The 16,523-nt window shown below is 67.4% G+C and carries 19 protein-coding genes and 1 pseudogene; 13 read left to right on the forward strand and 7 right to left on the reverse strand.

The annotated features are described in order from the left end of the window. The coding region (locus tag ACFTZB_RS29765) for a sulfurtransferase (RefSeq protein ID WP_378436862.1) at positions 1-454 on the forward strand (454 nt) is incomplete at its 5' end. A gap of 7 nt (positions 455-461) precedes the next feature. Here the strand turns inward: ACFTZB_RS29765 and ACFTZB_RS29770 are convergent. Together ACFTZB_RS29770 and ACFTZB_RS29775 are read right to left on the reverse strand one after the other, a co-directional pair. Next, positions 462-1,475: a cation diffusion facilitator family transporter gene (locus tag ACFTZB_RS29770; RefSeq protein WP_378436865.1), complete on the reverse strand. Its 1,014-nt coding sequence runs from the start codon at positions 1,473-1,475 to the stop codon at positions 462-464. After that, complete coding sequence (locus ACFTZB_RS29775) at positions 1,472-1,879, reverse strand: ArsR/SmtB family transcription factor (protein WP_378436867.1); 408 nt, start codon at positions 1,877-1,879, stop codon at positions 1,472-1,474. Before ACFTZB_RS29775 ends, ACFTZB_RS29770 begins: the two co-directional genes overlap by 4 nt. Positions 1,880-1,996: 117 nt before the next feature. On the opposite strand from ACFTZB_RS29775, the gene ACFTZB_RS29780 reads away from it, so the two are divergent. The 3 genes from ACFTZB_RS29780 to ACFTZB_RS29790 are packed head-to-tail and all read left to right on the forward strand — an operon-like array spanning position 1,997 to position 4,898. After that, a complete protein-coding gene (locus ACFTZB_RS29780) occupies positions 1,997-2,497 on the forward strand; it encodes a MarR family winged helix-turn-helix transcriptional regulator (RefSeq protein WP_378436869.1) in 501 nt (166 codons plus the stop codon). After that, the gene (locus ACFTZB_RS29785; RefSeq protein WP_378436871.1) at positions 2,494-4,437 is read left to right on the forward strand and encodes an MDR family MFS transporter; all 1,944 of its coding nucleotides are present in this window, start codon (positions 2,494-2,496) and stop codon (positions 4,435-4,437) included. The genes ACFTZB_RS29780 and ACFTZB_RS29785 overlap by 4 nt, the downstream gene beginning before the upstream one ends. A 5-nt stretch (positions 4,438-4,442) precedes the next feature. Continuing rightward, entirely contained in the window at positions 4,443-4,898 is a 456-nt protein-coding gene (locus tag ACFTZB_RS29790) for a GtrA family protein (RefSeq protein WP_378436873.1), read from the forward strand. A gap of 32 nt (positions 4,899-4,930) precedes the next feature. Here ACFTZB_RS29790 and ACFTZB_RS29795 read toward each other — a convergent pair whose 3' ends face one another. Then, positions 4,931-6,343, reverse strand: a complete 1,413-nt coding sequence (locus ACFTZB_RS29795) for an alkaline phosphatase PhoX (protein WP_378436876.1) — start codon at positions 6,341-6,343, stop codon at positions 4,931-4,933. A gap of 209 nt (positions 6,344-6,552) precedes the next feature. On the opposite strand from ACFTZB_RS29795, the gene ACFTZB_RS29800 reads away from it, so the two are divergent. The 3 genes from ACFTZB_RS29800 to ACFTZB_RS29810 all read left to right on the forward strand — a co-directional run bounded on the left by ACFTZB_RS29800 (position 6,553) and on the right by ACFTZB_RS29810 (position 8,412). Then, positions 6,553-6,870 (forward strand): helix-turn-helix transcriptional regulator, encoded by a 318-nt coding sequence (locus tag ACFTZB_RS29800; protein ID WP_087559690.1) that lies wholly within the window; start codon positions 6,553-6,555, stop codon positions 6,868-6,870. After that, a complete protein-coding gene (locus ACFTZB_RS29805) occupies positions 6,867-7,367 on the forward strand; it encodes an SRPBCC family protein (protein WP_124390441.1) in 501 nt (166 codons plus the stop codon). Before ACFTZB_RS29800 ends, ACFTZB_RS29805 begins: the two co-directional genes overlap by 4 nt. 61 nt (positions 7,368-7,428) lie before the next feature. After that, positions 7,429-8,412 (forward strand): sigma-70 family RNA polymerase sigma factor, encoded by a 984-nt coding sequence (locus ACFTZB_RS29810; RefSeq protein WP_378436878.1) that lies wholly within the window; start codon positions 7,429-7,431, stop codon positions 8,410-8,412. 3 nt (positions 8,413-8,415) lie between these two features. Here ACFTZB_RS29810 and ACFTZB_RS29815 read toward each other — a convergent pair whose 3' ends face one another. Both ACFTZB_RS29815 and ACFTZB_RS29820 read right to left on the reverse strand, forming a co-directional pair. Beyond that, complete coding sequence (locus ACFTZB_RS29815; protein ID WP_015889204.1) at positions 8,416-8,820, reverse strand: VOC family protein; 405 nt, start codon at positions 8,818-8,820, stop codon at positions 8,416-8,418. Between the two features lie 36 nt (positions 8,821-8,856). Next, positions 8,857-9,036 (reverse strand): hypothetical protein, encoded by a 180-nt coding sequence (locus tag ACFTZB_RS29820; RefSeq protein WP_378436881.1) that lies wholly within the window; start codon positions 9,034-9,036, stop codon positions 8,857-8,859. 577 nt (positions 9,037-9,613) lie between these two features. Between ACFTZB_RS29820 and ACFTZB_RS29825 the strand changes: the two genes are divergently transcribed. Then, positions 9,614-11,005 (forward strand): wax ester/triacylglycerol synthase family O-acyltransferase, encoded by a 1,392-nt coding sequence (locus ACFTZB_RS29825; RefSeq protein WP_378436883.1) that lies wholly within the window; start codon positions 9,614-9,616, stop codon positions 11,003-11,005. A 2-nt stretch (positions 11,006-11,007) separates the two neighbouring features. Here ACFTZB_RS29825 and ACFTZB_RS29830 read toward each other — a convergent pair whose 3' ends face one another. Next, positions 11,008-11,304 (reverse strand): SelT/SelW/SelH family protein, encoded by a 297-nt coding sequence (locus ACFTZB_RS29830; protein ID WP_378436885.1) that lies wholly within the window; start codon positions 11,302-11,304, stop codon positions 11,008-11,010. Between the two features lie 138 nt (positions 11,305-11,442). Here ACFTZB_RS29830 and ACFTZB_RS29835 point away from each other — a divergent pair, with 138 nt between their 5' ends. Next, positions 11,443-11,568, forward strand: coding sequence for a hypothetical protein (locus tag ACFTZB_RS29835; RefSeq protein WP_255314952.1), 126 nt, complete (start codon positions 11,443-11,445; stop codon positions 11,566-11,568). A 39-nt stretch (positions 11,569-11,607) separates the two neighbouring features. Here ACFTZB_RS29835 and ACFTZB_RS29840 read toward each other — a convergent pair whose 3' ends face one another. After that, entirely contained in the window at positions 11,608-12,381 is a 774-nt protein-coding gene (locus tag ACFTZB_RS29840; protein WP_378436887.1) for an alpha/beta hydrolase family protein, read from the reverse strand. Between the two features lie 134 nt (positions 12,382-12,515). On the opposite strand from ACFTZB_RS29840, the gene ACFTZB_RS29845 reads away from it, so the two are divergent. The 4 genes and pseudogenes from ACFTZB_RS29845 to ACFTZB_RS29860 all read left to right on the forward strand — a co-directional run. Continuing rightward, entirely contained in the window at positions 12,516-13,493 is a 978-nt protein-coding gene (locus ACFTZB_RS29845; protein WP_378436889.1) for an ABC transporter permease, read from the forward strand. Further along, the gene (locus ACFTZB_RS29850; RefSeq protein WP_378436892.1) at positions 13,490-14,416 is read left to right on the forward strand and encodes an ABC transporter permease; all 927 of its coding nucleotides are present in this window, start codon (positions 13,490-13,492) and stop codon (positions 14,414-14,416) included. The genes ACFTZB_RS29845 and ACFTZB_RS29850 overlap by 4 nt, the downstream gene beginning before the upstream one ends. Next, positions 14,413-16,266, forward strand: a complete 1,854-nt coding sequence (locus tag ACFTZB_RS29855; RefSeq protein WP_378436894.1) for a dipeptide ABC transporter ATP-binding protein — start codon at positions 14,413-14,415, stop codon at positions 16,264-16,266. Before ACFTZB_RS29850 ends, ACFTZB_RS29855 begins: the two co-directional genes overlap by 4 nt. A 30-nt stretch (positions 16,267-16,296) precedes the next feature. Next, positions 16,297-16,523 (forward strand): annotated as a pseudogene (locus tag ACFTZB_RS29860) (ABC transporter family substrate-binding protein); the annotation flags it as partial.

Genomic DNA, 16,523 nt, shown 5'->3' on the forward strand with positions numbered 1-16,523 from the left:
GCCCGTCCGATCCGGCGACGAACAGGCGCGAGTCCCCGGCGACGTCGTGCTCACCGCGGGCCACCTGCCGACGCTGACCGCGGACGAGGCCGCCGACTTCGCCGACCGCGGAGACCTTCTCGATGCCCGTGCCGCCGAACGGTATTCGGGAGCGACCGAACCGGTCGACACCCGCGCCGGCCACATTCCCGGCGCCCACAGTGCCCCGACGTCCGAAAACCTCGGGCCCGACGGCCGGTTCGTACCGGCGGACGCGCTGCGCGCACGGTTCGCCGCGGTCGGCGCCGAGCCCGGACGTCCGGTCGGCGTCTACTGCGGATCGGGTGTGACGGCGGCCCATCAGGTCGCGGCGCTCGCCCTCGCCGGCATCGATGCCGCCCTGTACCCGGGGTCGTGGTCGCAGTGGTCGTCGGATCCCGGACGTCCGGTCGCCACCGGCCCCGACCCGCGGTAGCGGCGGGTCACCCCGCCCGGCCTGCCGCCTCCACGTCGTGCGCCGGGTAGGCGTGGATGAGGGCGGTGCTCAGCTTCGGGACCGAGTGGGTGAGCGTGTGTTCCGCGGTGTGCGCGACGCGGTGCGCGTCGCCGAGGCTGGTCGAGGGGTCGACGTCGAGTTCGGCGTCCGCGTGCAGGCGGTGCCCGATCCAGCGCATCTTCACGCTCCGCACCCCGACCACTCCTGGTTCGGCGGCGAGGGCCCGTTCGGCGGCGTCGACCAGTCCGGGGTCGACGCCGTCCATCAGTCGCCGGAACACGTCGCGGGCGGCGGTCCGCAGCACCAGCAGGATCGCGGCCGTGATCACCAGGCCCACCACGGGATCGGCGAGGGGAAACCCGGCCGCGACACCGCCTGCGCCCAATACCACGGCGAGAGAGGTGAATCCGTCGGTGCGCGCGTGCAGTCCGTCGGCCACGAGGGCCGCGGAACCGATCCGGCGGCCGATCCGGATGCGATACAGCGCCACCCACTCGTTGCCGGCGAAACCGATGATCCCGGCGAGCGCCACCCACCCGAGATGCTGGATGGGCACGGGATCGAGCAGGCGCCGGGTGGCCTCCACGCCCGCGACGACCGCGGACAACGCGATCATCACCACGACGAACAACCCGGCGAGGTCTTCGGCCCGGCCGTAGCCGTACGTGAACCGCCGCGTGGCCGCCCGCCGTCCGAGGGCGAACGCGATCCACAGCGGGACCGCCGTCAGCGCGTCCGAGAAGTTGTGGATGGTGTCGGCGGCGAGCGCGACCGAACCGGACAGCACCACCACGACCATCTGGGCCAGCGCGGTGACGCCCAGCACCAGCAGGCTGATCTTCACCGCCCGGATGCCGATCTCGCTGGCCTCAAGCGCGTCGTCGACGCTGTCCGCGGAGTCGTGGCTGTGCGGGGCGAAGATCTCGCGGAGCGCCCCGCGGACGCCGCCCGAATGGCCGTGCCCGTGCCCGTGGCCGTGGCCCTGGTCGTGGCCGTTCATGACGCACCTTCCTCTGCGGCGAGATCCGCACCGTCGTGGAGGACCTGCAGGTCGCCCGACGCGCGATGGTGCCCGGGGATGCCGGGGCCTGCGTGCTCGGCGTTGAACACGGCGTCGGTCACCAGCTGCTGCACGTGCTCGTTGGCGACGCTGTAGTAGATGGACGTGCCCTCCCGCCGGGTGTGCACAAGGCGGGCCATCCGGAGCTTCGCGAGGTGCTGCGAGACGGACGGCGCCGGCTTTCCGACCCGTTCGGCCAGCTCGTTCACCGACAGTTCGCCGCCCACGAGCTGCCACAGCACCTGCACCCGGGTGGCGTCGGCCAGCATGCGGAAGACCTCGACCACCAGCCCTACCTGGTCTTCGTCGAGTCTGCGCCGGCAAACGCGCTTATCTGCATTCATACGCAGATAATAGGTCACTCGAGGTTGTGATGCACCAGACACCGAAAAGACTTACTTGCTTGCACTAACGATGTATATAGTTGCTTGCATCAAGTAAGTCGTCCTTCAGGGGTTGCCATGTCCGTCACGTCAGTGCCTTCCGTATCCCTGGACACCACCGAAGCACTCATCGACGAGGTCTTCCTCTTCGGCCGAGTGCTTCGCGACGCCCTGATGTCGGAAGCCGACGGCCACATTCCACGCGCGCTCACGGGGGTCCTCCTCGTCCTCGCGGCCCGGGGGGAATGCCGGCAGAACGAACTCGCCACCGAGTTGTGCGTCGGCCAGTCGTCACTCAGTCGCCAGATCACCGACCTGGTGGAGGCCGGCTACGTCAGCCGCCACCCGGACCCCGCCGACGGGCGCGCATTCCGAATACGCGTCTCGGAGGAGGGAATGGCGTACGTCAAGCACGTGAGAACGCAACGTGCCGCGCGAATGCAGAAATTGTTGACGGGGTGGAACGAAACCGAGGCAGCAACCGCACTCGAATCCATCCGGCACCTGAAGGAAACACTCTTCGATCCAGAACACCGGATCGTCACGAGCTCGAACCCGATTGGAACACAAAGCGTATGACCGAAACACAGACTCGGCCGCCGGTTGAAGAAACGACGGCCATGACGCACCGCCAAATCCTCGAAGCCCTCACAGGCCTGCTCGCAGCACTGTTCACCGCACTGCTGAGCAGCACGATCGTCGCCACCGCACTCCCGACGATCATCGGCGACCTCAAGGGCACCCAGACCGCGTACGCCTGGGTCATCACCAGCGCACTGCTCGCAAATGCCGCCTCGACCCCCATCTGGGGCAAGCTCGCCGACCTGTTCAACAAGAAGGTCCTGGTCCAGAGCGCGATCGTCATCTTCGTCATCGGCTCGGTGATCGCAGGATTCGCGCACAACGTGCCGATCCTGCTGACCGCGCGTGTCATCCAGGGCATCGGCATGGGTGGCCTGACGGCACTCGTCGTCGCCATCATCGGCACCATCGTCTCGCCCCGTGAACGCGGCCGGTACTCCGGCTACATGGGCGCCGTCATGGCCGTGTCCATGTCGGGTGGCCCGATCCTCGGCGGCGTCATCGTCGACAGCCCCCTCGGCTGGCGCTGGTGCTTCTTCGTGTGCGTCCCGCTCGCCGTCATCGCACTGTTCCTGCTGCAGCGCACGCTGCACCTCGCGACCGAGAAGAAGGACGACGTCTCCATCGACTGGCTCGGCGCCCTCCTGCTGACCGCCGGTGTGTCCATCCTGCTGATCTGGGTCTCGTTCGCCGGCAAGGCGGGCTACTACGAGTGGTTCTCCCGGGAGACGGCACTGTACGTCGGATCCGGTGTGCTGCTGCTGGCCGCGACGATCCTCGTCGAGGCCAAGGCCAAGTCGCCGATCATCCCGCTCAAGATCGTCACGGAGAAGACCACCGGACTCGCGATCATCGCGTCCGTCGCCGTCGGTGTCGGAATGTTCGGCTCCACCACGTTCCTCGGCCAGTACTTCCAGACCTCGCGGGGCTACACCCCCACCATGGCCGGAGTGCTCACCATCCCGATGGTCGCAGGCATGCTCATCGGCACGGTCGGATCCGGACAGCTCATCACCCGCTTCGGCAAGTGGAAGCCGTTCGTCGTCGGCGGCGCCGTCCTGATGATCGCAGGCTTCGGACTGCTCGGCACCATCGATCACGAAACCAACCTGACCCTGGTCGGCACGTACATCGCGATCGTCGGTCTCGGCATGGGCATGCTGATGCAGAACCTGGTCCTCGCGGTGCAGAACACCGTCAGCGTCCAGAACATCGGTGCGGCATCCAGCTCGGTCGCCTTCTTCCGGACCTTCGGTGGCGCGATCGGCGTCTCGGTTCTCGGTTCGGTGCTGGCCACCCGCGTCGCCGACCTGTCGGCCGACGGTTTCGCCAAGCTCGGCATCCCGACCGGATCGAGCAGCGGCGGCGGAAGCCTGGACCTGACGTCCATGCCCGCCCCCGTCCGGGAAGTCATCCGCGCCGCATACGGCGACGCGACGGGGCGGATCTTCCTGATCGCCGCCGTCGTCGCCGTCGTCACCCTGATCGCCGTCATCCTGATCCCCAACCGCCCGCTGCGTCGCACCATCGACCTGTCGAGCGAGCAGGAGCCCGTCCAGGAACCCGAGTACGCCCCCGTCCCGGAGTACGCACTCGAATCCGACACGGCGCCGATCCAGTCGTCCGACGTCCGCGGCGGCAGGCACGAGGCTCCCGCCGATCAGCATCAGCCCTTCACCGGGCTGAGCGCCGACGCCCGGGACCGTCTCCTGTCCATGCTCCTGCCCCAGCCGGAGCGGACGCTGGAAGCGATCGACGAAGCGGAGAAGATCCGCGACGAGGTCAACCGGCTGCGTAACGATCTGGGTGCCAAGCTCGTCGAATTCGACGAGGTCTGGGATCGCCTGCGCGAGCTGGGACTGAGTGAAGAGCAAGTGGCCGGCGTCCTCGGTGGCGGCCACGTGACGGACACCGGCAACGGTGCCCTCATCCGCTGAATGAGATGATCGTTCAGTTCCACGACGCCGTCGGCTCGCCCACGTATCCCCCTCTACGTGGGCGGGCCGGCGGCGTGTTCGCTCAATTGACCCGGTTCACCCTGGTGGGCACGTCGAGCAATGTGCTCTACGCTCTCGCGTTCTTCACCCTCGACGTGTACGGGTCGTTCGTCGCCAACCTGGTCGGCGTGGTGACCAGTTCGATGTTGGCCAACGAACTCCACCGGCGGCTCACGTTCCGCGCCGCGGATCGCGTCCGCTGGTTCGTCGCACAGTGGGAGGGCGGAACGCTCGCGCTGATCGGGCTGGCCGTCAGTTCCCTCGCGCTCGCCGTCCTGCACACGCTCTTCCCCGGCGCCGACGGCCTCGTGCAGGTCGCGCTCGTCGTCGCCGTCAGCGCCGTGGTCGGCGGCCTGCGGTTCCTCGCCCTCCGTGGCTGGGTTTTTGCCTCCGGCCTGTGAGTACTTGTTAACCGCGGGCGGTTAACAAGTACTCACAGGTGGGGGCGGTGCCACGGACCGGTGATCGCCAGTGTCAGCCCCGGTGACTGAATGTTCACGAACAGGGTCCTCCCGTCGGCGCTGAATGCCGGACCGCAGAATTCGCTGTCGTTCAACTCGTTCCGGGCCATCGCGAACGGCTCCCCCTCCGCCGTGACACCGACGAGGTGGCTGATCCCTTCGCCGTCCTCCGCGAGAATCACGCCACCGTACGGCGAGACCGTGATGTTGTCGGGCCCGTCGTAGTTCCCGGTGTCGACGGCGGGATCGGGATTGACCCCGAACAGGATCTTCAAGGTGACCGTCTGTTTCGCCGGGTCGAAGAACCACACCTGGCCGTCGTGCTCGGCGACGCTGCCGTCGCTGGTCCGTGCGTAGCTCGCGACGAAGTAGGCGCCGCCGTCGCCCCACCACTGCCCCTCCAGCTTGCGACTCCGGGTGACGACGTCGTCCCCGAACTGCTTCCGCACCGACGTGCTCGTCGCGTCGCGGTCCGGCACACCGACCCACTGCACGGAGTACACGGTGCCCGGCTCGGTGGCCTGCGACAGGTCGGGGACGTGCGTTCCGTCCTGGAAGCAGGCCATCGCCTGGAGTGCGCCTGCGGTGTCGCCGCCCGGAGACTGGGCGAGTTCGCGCAGCTCGTTCGGCCCGCCCCGGAAGCCCTGCGGCGGCGTCCACCGGTAGTACAGTCCGTTCGGCCCCGACGCGTCCTCCGTCAGATAGATGGTGCTCGACGCCGGATCCACCGCCACCGCCTCGTGCGCGTACCGGCCCAGGAACTTCAGCGGCACAGGACTTTTGTCCCTGTTCGCCTCCTGGCTCGCGGGGTCGACCTCGAAGACGTAACCGTGGTCGAGCAGGAACCCGCCCTCCCCCGCGCGAGCCTCCGTCTCCTCGCAGGTCAACCATGTCCCCCACGGGGTGATGCCGCCCGCACAGTTGTTCACGGTGCCCGCGACGCTGACGTACTGGCCCTGCCGTGCGCCGTCGGCGCCGACCGCGGTCGTGGTCGTGCCGCCGCGCGCGCCCGTGTCGTACGTCAATCCGTCGAGAGCGGGCACGCCGAACGGTTCGTCGCTGCCGATCTCGTGATTGGTGACGAGCGTGGAACCGCCGGGTCGCGCGAACACCCCGATGGCGTCGGGATCGCTCGGCACGGGCACGCCACCGTCCAACTGCGTCTCGCCCGACCGGGCGACGACGGTGTACGAAAAGCCCACCGGGAGCGACAGAATGCGGTTCGGGTCCGGCACGAGCGGTCCGTAGCCGATCGCCTGTCCCGGTGCCGCGGACGCGAACGCCGGCCGGACGAGGGCGTCGACGCTTCCGGCGAGTGCCACACCGAGTCCGGTGAGCGCGGTGCGACCGAGGAATCCGCGGCGGTTGAGTGGTGCAGTGGACACTGTCTGAAACCTCCATGGTGACGAACCGGATCCTCAGGACGGTAGGTACCGCGGTGCCCGGGTTCGTGGACGCACCGTGGCGGGCACGTGAACCACGTGCGAACTTCCCCTGTGAGTACTTGTTAGCCGCCCGCGGTTAACAAGTACTCACGGGCGGCGAAGCCGCACAACCGTTGACATGTGACTAAATGGTCACCTATTCTCGATGCATGGACGACGATCACGTCTTCAAGGCGCTGGCCGATCCGACCCGCCGCCTGATACTCGACCGATTGTTCGCCCAGGACGGTCAGACGCTCACCGAGCTCGAGTCGCAGGTCGAGATGACGCGATTCGGGGTCATGAAGCATCTGCGTGTGCTCGAAGACGCGGGACTCGTCGTCACGCGCCGCTCCGGCCGGGAGAAACTTCACTACCTCAATCCTGTGCCGATACAGCTGATCCACAACCGGTGGATCGACAAGTACACCGAGCGTCACACCTCGGCGCTCGCTCAGCTGAAATCCGAACTGGAGGAAGAGAAATGACTACCGCCGACGCAATCCAGATCTACGCCGTCTACATCAAGGCGACCCCGGAGGCCATCTGGGAGGCCATCACGAAGCCCGAGTGGTCGCAGCAGTACGGGTACGGCGGCCTCGTCGACTACGACCTCCGCGCGGGCGGGACGTTCCGCACGCGTGCGGACGACGCGATGAAGGAATACCCCGGCGTTCCGGACGTGATCGTCGACGGCGAGGTGATCGAATCCGATCCGCCGAAGAAACTGGTCCAGACGTGGCGGATGCTGATGGACGCCGACAACGTGGAGGGTTTCACCACGCTGACCTACGAGATCGTGCAGTCGAGCAGGCCCGGAGTCGCGAAACTGACTGTCACACACGACCTCACCAATGCGCCGGGCCTGGCGGAGATGGTCGCGGGCAGGCACGAACCGGAGGGCGCGGGCGGCGGCTGGAACGAGGTGCTGAGCGGAATGAAGACGCTGCTCGAGACGGGTCAGCCGATGGTGAACTGGGGCTGAACACCGGGTCGGCGAGCGTGAGGGCCCGACATCTGTCGGATGGCCGCAGTAAGCTCCAACCATGACGGCTGCGCAGTCGCTCGACGGGGAATTCCTCGCACTCGCCGACCCTTACCGGCGCGAGTTGCTCGCCCATTGTTATCGCATGATGGGCTCACTTCACGACGCCGAAGACCAGATGCAGGAGACGTTCATCCGGGCCTGGCGCGGATACGAGGGCTACCAGCAGCAGGCATCGCTGCGGACATGGCTGTACAAGATCGCCACCAACACCTGCCTGACGGCGTTGCAGAACAGGTCGAAGCGTCCGCTGCCGAGCGGGCTGGGCGCTCCCGACTCCGATCCGACCGCCGAACTCGTCGAACGACACGAGGTGCCGTGGCTCGGGCCGCTCCCCAACCGCCTCATCGACGACGACGCCGGCGATCCCGCCACCGTCGTGACGTCGCGCGAGTCGGTGCGGTTGGCGTTCATCGCGGCCCTTCAGCATCTTCCTGCACGTCAGCGCGCCGTTCTCGTCCTGCGCGACGTGTTGCAGTGGAAGGCGTCGGAGGTCGCGACGGCCCTCGGTACCACCACGACGGCGGTCAACAGCCTGCTGCAGCGTGCCCGGACGCAACTCGAACTGGCCACACCGTCGGCGGACACGCTCGTCGAACCGGAGTCCCCCGAGGAACGCGAACTGCTCGACCGCTACGTGGCCGCGTTCGAGAACTACGACATCGACGGGATCGTCGAACTGTTCACCAAGGACGCCGTCTGGGAGATGCCGCCGTTCGAGGGCTGGTACCGCGGCGGGACCGCGATCGGCACCCTGGTCAGCGAGAAGTGCCCGGCCAAGACTGGAGGCGACATGCGACTGGTGCCGACGGTGGCCAACGGACAGCCGGCGCTCGGCCTGTACATGCGCGGGGAGGACGGGGTCCATCGTCCGTTTCAGCTGCACGTCCTGGACGTGACGGCCGACGGGGTCTCCCACGTCGTCTGCTTCTTCGACGTCGATCTGTTCGAGAAGTTCGGACTGCCGGAGACCCCGCCCGCCTGATCCCTACGCCGGCACGGCGGCCGGATCCATCCACATGACCTCCCAGACGTGGCCGTCCAGGTCACGGAACGCGCGGCCATACATGAAGCCCTCGTCCTGGAGTTTGCCCCACGCCGAGCCACCGGAAGCGAGGGCCTTGTCGACGAGACTGTCGACCTCCTCGCGGCTGTCGGCCGAGATACACAGCAGCGCCTCGACGGCCTTCGAGGTGTCGCAGATGCCGCCTTCGATGAAGTCCTTGAACCGGGACTCGACGAGGAGCATCACGGACGTGGACTCGTTGATCACCATGGCGGTGCAGGAGTCGTCGCTGAACGTGGCGTTGAACTCGAAGCCGAGTCCGCCGAAGAACTGCTTGGTTGCGTCGAGGTTCTTGATCGGCAGGTTCACGAAGAGCATCCGGGACATGTGATTCTCCTTCTCGGGTTCCGCCCAGTGCGGAAGTCATCGATACAGACCACGGCGGTGCGCAAAACTCATCGGCGACCGCGCGCCCGATTCTGTCAGCTCTCGGCGAGGTCGAGGATCGAACCGATCAGGTTCCGCACCACGGCGCCGACGGCACCGGATCGCGCCGCCGAAGGAGGCGGCGAGAAGTTGCGCGCCGTGGCAGATCCCGAGCACCGGGAGACCGGCGTCCGAAATTTTTTTGATGAAGTTTCGCTCTCCCGGAGGTTGCGGGTGGGTAACGTCGTCGACGGCGCCCCGTCGGACCGCCCATCACCACGAGGCCGAGCGGCCGGCAGTTCGAACGCTCGGTAAGTGCGGGACTCGCCGGAGCGAAAACCACTCTCCGCCAGCAGAGTTCCGACGAGAGCCGGTCCTTTGAACGACACGCGCTTTACAACTACACACGGCTTGTTCACGCCACATTGGCTACCGAGTAGGGACTTTCGGCCCTAGGCAGTTTCGGAAACGCGAATTCCGCACTGAGTGCACAAAATTGGGATGTTCACACGGAGTTCACTTTCGGTGTACATCGCCCGAATGACACCCGCCCAACTGGACGCTTGTCTAGTGGCATGGCTCACGGGAAACCTGTAGAAATACGAGCGTCACGCTTTCGTGACCTGTCCCATATCAATTAGTTATCCGGTGGTGGTCCCTGACAAACGGAACGTCACCATCTCCCGTTACCTCAGACCACAGACGAGCCCTCCTGCGATCCGGGAAGTCGTCTTCGGGATGGAAAGGGCAATAGATGCCGCTCCCCATGTCCCCCCTCGACTCGATGTTCCTTCTCGGCGAGTCCCGAGAGCACCCGATGCATGTCGGTGGCGTGGAGATCTTCCAGCTTCCGGAAGGCGCCGACACCTACGACATGCGCGCGATGCTCGACCGCGCGCTCGCCGAGGGCGACGGCATCGTCACACCCCGGCTCGCCAAGCGGGCCCGCCGGTCCTTCTCGTCTCTGGGTCAGTGGAGCTGGGAGACCGTCGACGACATCGACCTCGGCCATCACATCCGGCACGACGCACTGCCCGCCCCCGGCGGCGAGGCCGAGCTGATGGCCCTGTGCTCACGGCTGCACGGATCGCTGCTCGACCGCAGCCGCCCGCTGTGGGAGATGCACCTGATCGAGGGACTGAGCGACGGACGGTTCGCCGTCTACACCAAGATCCACCATGCGGTCGCCGACGGCGTCACCGCGATGAAGATGCTGCGCAACGCGCTCAGCGAGAATTCCGACGATCGGGACGTGCCCGCTCCGTGGCAGCCGCGCGGTCCCCGCCCGCAGCGGACGCCGTCGAAGGGGTTCAGCCTGTCGGGTCTCGCCGGTTCCACCATCCGCACCGCCCGTGAGACGGTCGGTGAGGTCGCCGGTCTCGTGCCCGCACTCGCCGGCACCGTTTCCCGCGCCTTCCGCGACCAGGGCGGTCCGCTCGCCCTGTCCGCACCGAAGACCCCGTTCAACGTGCCGATCACCGGCGCCCGCCAGTTCGCGGCGCAGTCGTGGCCGCTCGAACGTCTCCGCCTGGTCGCCAAGCTGTCCGACAGCACCATCAACGACGTCGTGCTCGCGATGTCGTCGGGGGCGCTCCGCAGCTACCTCGAGGATCAGAACGCCCTGCCCGCCGAGCCGTTGATCGCGATGGTGCCGGTGTCGCTGAAGAGTCAGCGTGAGGCGGCGACCGGCAACAACATCGGGGTGCTCATGTGCAACCTCGGCACCCACCTGCGCGAGCCGGCGGATCGGCTCGAGACCATCCGGACCTCCATGCGCGAGGGTAAGGAAGCCTATGGCTCGATGACCGCCACGCAGATCCTCGCGATGAGCGCGCTCGGGGCGGCACCGATCGGCGCGAGCATGCTGTTCGGGCACAACTCGCGGGTGCGCCCGCCGTTCAACCTCATCATCTCCAACGTTCCCGGCCCCAGCTCACCGCTGTACTGGAACGGTGCGCGGCTCGACGCGATCTACCCGCTGTCGGTGCCGGTCGACGGCCAGGGCCTGAACATCACGTGCACCAGCAACGACGACATCATCTCGTTCGGTGTCACCGGTTGCCGCAGCGCCGTGCCCGACCTGAAGTCGATCCCGGCCCGGCTCGGCCACGAGCTGCGCGTGCTGGAGCGGGCGGTCGGGATCTGACGTCAGGGGGTCTTCCGATCGCTGTGCCCGAGGTGGCGGTCGGGCGCGACCCGGTCGCGCACCAACTGCTTGAGGACGGTGATGTCCGGGAAGCCGCCCTGCTCTTTGCGGTCCCAGATCAGGTCGTCGTCGACGGTGATCCGGAAGATGCCTCCGGTGCCGGGGACGAGTGCGACCTCGCCGAGTTCCTGCCCGAACGTGCCGAGTAGTTCCTGCGCCATCCATGCTGCACGCAACAACCATTGGCACTGGGTGCAGTAGGTGATCGCGACCCGGCCGTCCGCGCTGCTCGTCGTCATCGTGCCAGGTTAACCGAACACGCTCCCCCGCTTGCTGTTCGAGTTGCATGCGCGACACCTGTTCGTCATGCGGGCGTCAGCATGTTGGGGCAGACTGTCGATCGCCATGCTGTGCCCCCTCGACGAAAGGAAGCCTCCATGCCCACCGCGCTCGAAGAATCGCGTCGCCACGCCATCGACCTGACCAACGAGAAGATCCAGGCCGTCAAGGATTTCTTCACCAACATCTTCCGCCTCGACACCACGCACCGCACCGAGGCGTGAACGGGCGGGGAGGCCTTCGCCGCGAAGGCCTCCCCGCGTTCACCGGAGCGTCCCGAAGAACTCCACGATCTCCGCGGCCCGGAAGTGGTCGTCCGACACGTGCGGGCCGCTCACCTCGACGAACTCGACGGAGCCCGAGCCTTGGCGGATCATCTCGACCCACGGCCCCGTGACCCCGGTGATGTTCGCGACGTCGTCCTCCCGCGAGGCGTACACCCGAATGGGTACTCCCACATAATCTCCCGGCCGGTGCCGGACGGCGTCCCACCGCTGGGTCGTCGATTCCAGGTCGTGCCCGTCCGCGGACAGGTGGAACGCCTCCCGCACGGTATCGCGTCCGTGCTCACCTCGTTCCCACACCGCGCGCAGCGACAGCGACGGGGCGATGAACACCGCACCGTCCCACGGCACCTCGCGCAGGCGCACGGCGTTCGCGGCGGCATTGCCGCCCATCGACTCGCCGATCAGGAACCGCCGTGTCACCGGCCACCGCCGGGACACCCACGCGTCGAGCGCCACCACGGCGTCCTGCGCCGACCGGTTACCCCAGAGGTCGCCGTGCAGGTACGGGCTCGCGACCACATATCCGGCGTCCAGCAGTCCGTCCCGCAGTCCGGCGCGGTCGTCGATCGACCTCTCGTCCCCCGTCCGCCCGTGCAGGTAGTACGCGACTGCCGACGGTGTCGCCCCGCGCGGCACCGCGACGACCGCACGATCACCGGACCGCGGGACCGTCACGGCGTACTCGTCGTACCCGGTGAGGTGTGCCGTGCGCCGCGTCACCGGTTCGACGGCGCCGGCACGAATTGTCACACCGCCAACGCTAACAAGCGACGACGCGACGTGCGTGGCGGGGAATCCGGGCCCGGCACCCGTTTCGCCGAGTCGGGCCGACCGCCGGAGGCGCGCTCCTATACTTCGTAGCGTCCTAGTTGCGAGGGGGACCGATGACCGGATTCCTGCTACGACGTGCGCTCAATTACGTGGTGCTGTTGCTGCTGGCGTCGTTCCTGACGTTCAGCCTCACCTCCCTCACCTTCCGCCCGCTCGACAGCCTGGAACAACGCAACCCCCGGCCGCCGCAATCGGTGATCGACGCGAAGGCCGCGGAACTGCATCTGGACGACCCGATCCCGGTGCGGTACGCGAACTGGCTGGGCGGCGTCGTGCACGGCGATTTCGGCACCACCATCACGGGTCAGCCGGTGTCGGACGAGTTGGGCCGCCGGATCCTGGTGAGCATGCGATTGCTGATCCTCGGTTCCGTCATCGGCGCGGTGCTGGGGGTGCTGATCGGCGCCGCCGGGGCGATCCGGCAGTACAAGTTCAGCGACTACTTCAGCACCGTCGTGTCGCTGCTGATTCTCAGCGCGCCCGTGTTCCTGGTGGCAACCCTGCTGAAATACGGTGCTCTCCAGATCAACTCGGCCACCGGCAGCCAGATCTTCCTGTACACCGGGGAATCCTCGGCCAGCACGATCACCGGGTTCTGGCCGCAGTTCGTCGACCGGGTGCAGCATCTGGTGCTGCCGACCATCGCGCTGGCGTTGGGCAGCATCGCCGGGTACAGCCGGTATCAACGCAACGCGATGCTCGACGTCCTGGGGAGCGACTTCATCCGGACGGCGCGGGCGAAGGGCCTGACCCGGCGGGCGGCACTGCTCAAGCACGGACTCCGGACGGCGCTGATCCCTATGGCGACCTTGTTCGCCTACGGGTTCGGGGCGCTGGTCGTCGGGGCCACGTTCACCGAGAAGATCTTCGGCTGGCACGGCATCGGCGAGTGGATCGTGATCGGCATCGACAATCAGGACACCAACATCGTCGTCGCGATCACGTCGTTCACCGGGCTGATCGTGCTGTTGTCAGGGCTGCTCTCGGACGTCGTGTACGCGGCGCTGGACCCGAGGGTGCGTGTCGGGTGACCGAGATCCAGATCGCGTCCACCGATGCGGCGGTGTCGGCCGTCGGTCGCCGGACCCTGCTGTTCCGGCGGTTTCTCCGGAACAAACCCGCCATCGCCGGGGTGTGCGTCCTGCTGTTGCTGTTCGTCGCCAGTTTCGTCGGACCGTACCTGCTCCCCTACGACTATCAGCAACTCGACTACACGGCGCTGCTGCAGCCGCCCAGCGCCGAACATCCGTTCGGCACCAACCAGATCGGGCAGGACGTTCTCGCACAGACGCTGCGCGGGCTGCAGAAATCGCTGATCATCGGCATCTGCGTCGCGCTCTTCTCCACCGCCATCGCGGCGCTCGTCGGTGCGCTGGCCGGGTATGTCGGCGGTTGGCCGGATCGGGTGATCATGTGGCTGGTCGATCTGCTGCTCGTCGTTCCCAGCTTCATCATCATCGCCGTGTTCACTCCCCGGCTGAAGTCGTCGAGTTCGATCGTCCTGCTGATCCTGCTACTGGCGGTGTTCGGCTGGATGATCACCGCCCGGATGGTCCGGGGAATGACGCTGAGCCTGCGCGAGCGGGAATTCGTGCAGGCCGCCCGGTACATGGGGGCACCGACGCACAAGATCATCACCAGTCACATCGTCCCGAACATCGCGTCGATCCTGATCATCGACGCGACCCTGAACGTCGGCGCCGCGATCCTCGCCGAGACCGGACTCAGCTTCCTCGGGTTCGGCGTGCAGAAACCGGACATCTCCCTCGGGTCGCTGATCGCCGACGGTACCGAATCCGCCCTCACCTACCCGTGGCTGTTCATGTTCGCAGGCGGACTGCTGGTGATCACCGTGCTGTCGGCCAACCTGGTGGGCGACGGACTCCGCGACGCGGTCGACCCCACCTCGAAGCGGGCCCGCTCCCGCAAGAGCAGGAAGAAGGCGAAGCGGTGACCGGGCACCCGCTGCTCGACATCGAGAACCTGCGGGTCAGCTTTCCCAGCGAGGAAGGCCGGATCGAGGCGGTCCGCGATGTCGGCTACACCGTCTCCGACGGCGAGGTGCTCGCCATCGTGGGTGAGTCGGGCTCGGGCAAGTCGGTGGCGTCCCTGGCGGTGATGGGTCTGCTGCCCGAACACGCGCGCGTCACCGGCTCGATCCGGTTGCAGGGCCGTGAGTTACTGGGCATGGGAGACCGGGAACTGTCGGCGCTGCGCGGGAAGACGGTCAGCATGGTGTTCCAGGACCCGCTGTCCGCGTTGACGCCGGTGTACCGGGTCGGTGACCAGATCGCCGAGGCGCTGCTCGTTCACGGCCGGGCGAGCAACAGGAAGGACGCCGAGCAGCGCGGCGTCGACCTCCTCGATCTGGTCGGGATCCCCGATCCTACGGTGCGCGCCAGGGCTTTTCCCCACGAGTTCTCCGGCGGCATGCGCCAGCGTGTGGTGATCGCCATCGCGATCGCCAACGATCCCGCGCTGATCATCTGCGACGAACCGACCACCGCCCTCGACGTGACCGTGCAGGCGCAGATCCTCAACCTGCTGCGCAAGGCGCGTGATCTCACCGGCGCCGGCGTCGTGATGATCACCCACGACATGGGCATCGCGGCGACCCTCGCCGACCGCGTGGTGGTGATGTACGCGGGCCGGGTGGTGGAATCGGCGCCGGTGCGGGAGCTGTTCGCCGAACCCCGGATGCCCTACACCGCAGGACTACTCGTGTCCGTGCCGCGGATGGACGCGCCGATCCGGAGCCGCCTGGTCTCGATCGCCGGTGCCCCGCCGGCACCGCATTCGCTGCCACCGGGTTGCACGTTCGCGCCGCGCTGCCCGCTCGCCGTGGATGCCTGCCTGCTCGCCGAACCGGAACTCGTCGCGACCGGACCGGGCCACCGGGCGGCGTGCATCCGCGTCGACGAGGCCGGCACCCGCGACCTGTTCACGGCGTACCGGCGAGACCGGTCTGCCCCTACCCCTCCCGCGAGGACGCCCGACGACCGGGTGGTGCTGCGGGTGACCGGCCTGGTGAAGACGTATCCGATCACCAGCGGTGTGGTGTTCCGCCGCAAGCGCGGCGAGATCCGGGCCGTCGACGGCATCACGTTCGACATTCGTGCCGGCCGCACGCTGGCGTTGGTGGGCGAATCCGGCTCGGGCAAGTCGACGACGTTGACGCAGGTCCTCGACCTGTCCGCGCCGGAATCCGGGTCGATCGAGGTGCTGGGTGCCGACGTGGCGGCGCTGAGCGCCCATCGCAGGCGCGCTCTCCGGCGGAAGTTGGCCGTCGTCTTCCAGGACCCGACGGCGTCCCTGGACCCCCGGCTGCCGGTGTTCGACGTGCTCGCCGAGCCGCTGCGGCTGGACGGCCGCGGGCGCGAGGAGATCGGCCGCCGGGTACCGGAACTGCTCGACCTGGTCGGGTTGCGACGCGAGCACGCCGACCGGTATCCGGCCGATTTCTCGGGCGGTCAGAAGCAGCGGATCAGCATCGCCCGGGCGCTCGCCCTCGATCCGGAGCTCCTGTTCCTGGACGAACCGGTGTCGTCGCTCGACGTCTCCATCCAGGCCGGGGTGCTCAACCTCCTGCGCGACCTGCAGGAGCAGCGGGGCATGTCGTACCTGTTCGTCTCCCACGACCTGTCCGTGGTCCGCAACATCGCGCACGACGTCGCGGTGATGTACCGGGGCAGGATCGTCGAGTCGGGGGCCGCGCAGACGATTTTCGAGGATCCGCAGCACGAGTACACCCGGGCACTGCTCGCGGCAATCCCCGTTCCGGATCCGACCGATTTGGCACACTAGGGTCAGCGAACTTCGAGGAAGGGCACATCCATGAGGATTCGTTCGGCGCGCACCCGCCTCGCGGTATCGTTTCTGGCCGTCGGCCTCGTTCTCGCCGGCTGCGGGGGTTCGGACACCGGCGGCGCCGGGGCCGGATCCGGGTCGCTCGGCACCACCAACGACATCAATCCGCACGACCCCAGTGAACTGCGCGACGGCGGAAATCTGCGGTTGGCGTTGTCGGGTTTCCCCCCGAATTTCAACACGCTGTCCAACGA

Source organism: Rhodococcus sp. NPDC057014 (assembly GCF_042673295.1).
Taxonomy (GTDB): Bacteria; Actinomycetota; Actinomycetes; order Mycobacteriales; family Mycobacteriaceae; genus Rhodococcus_F.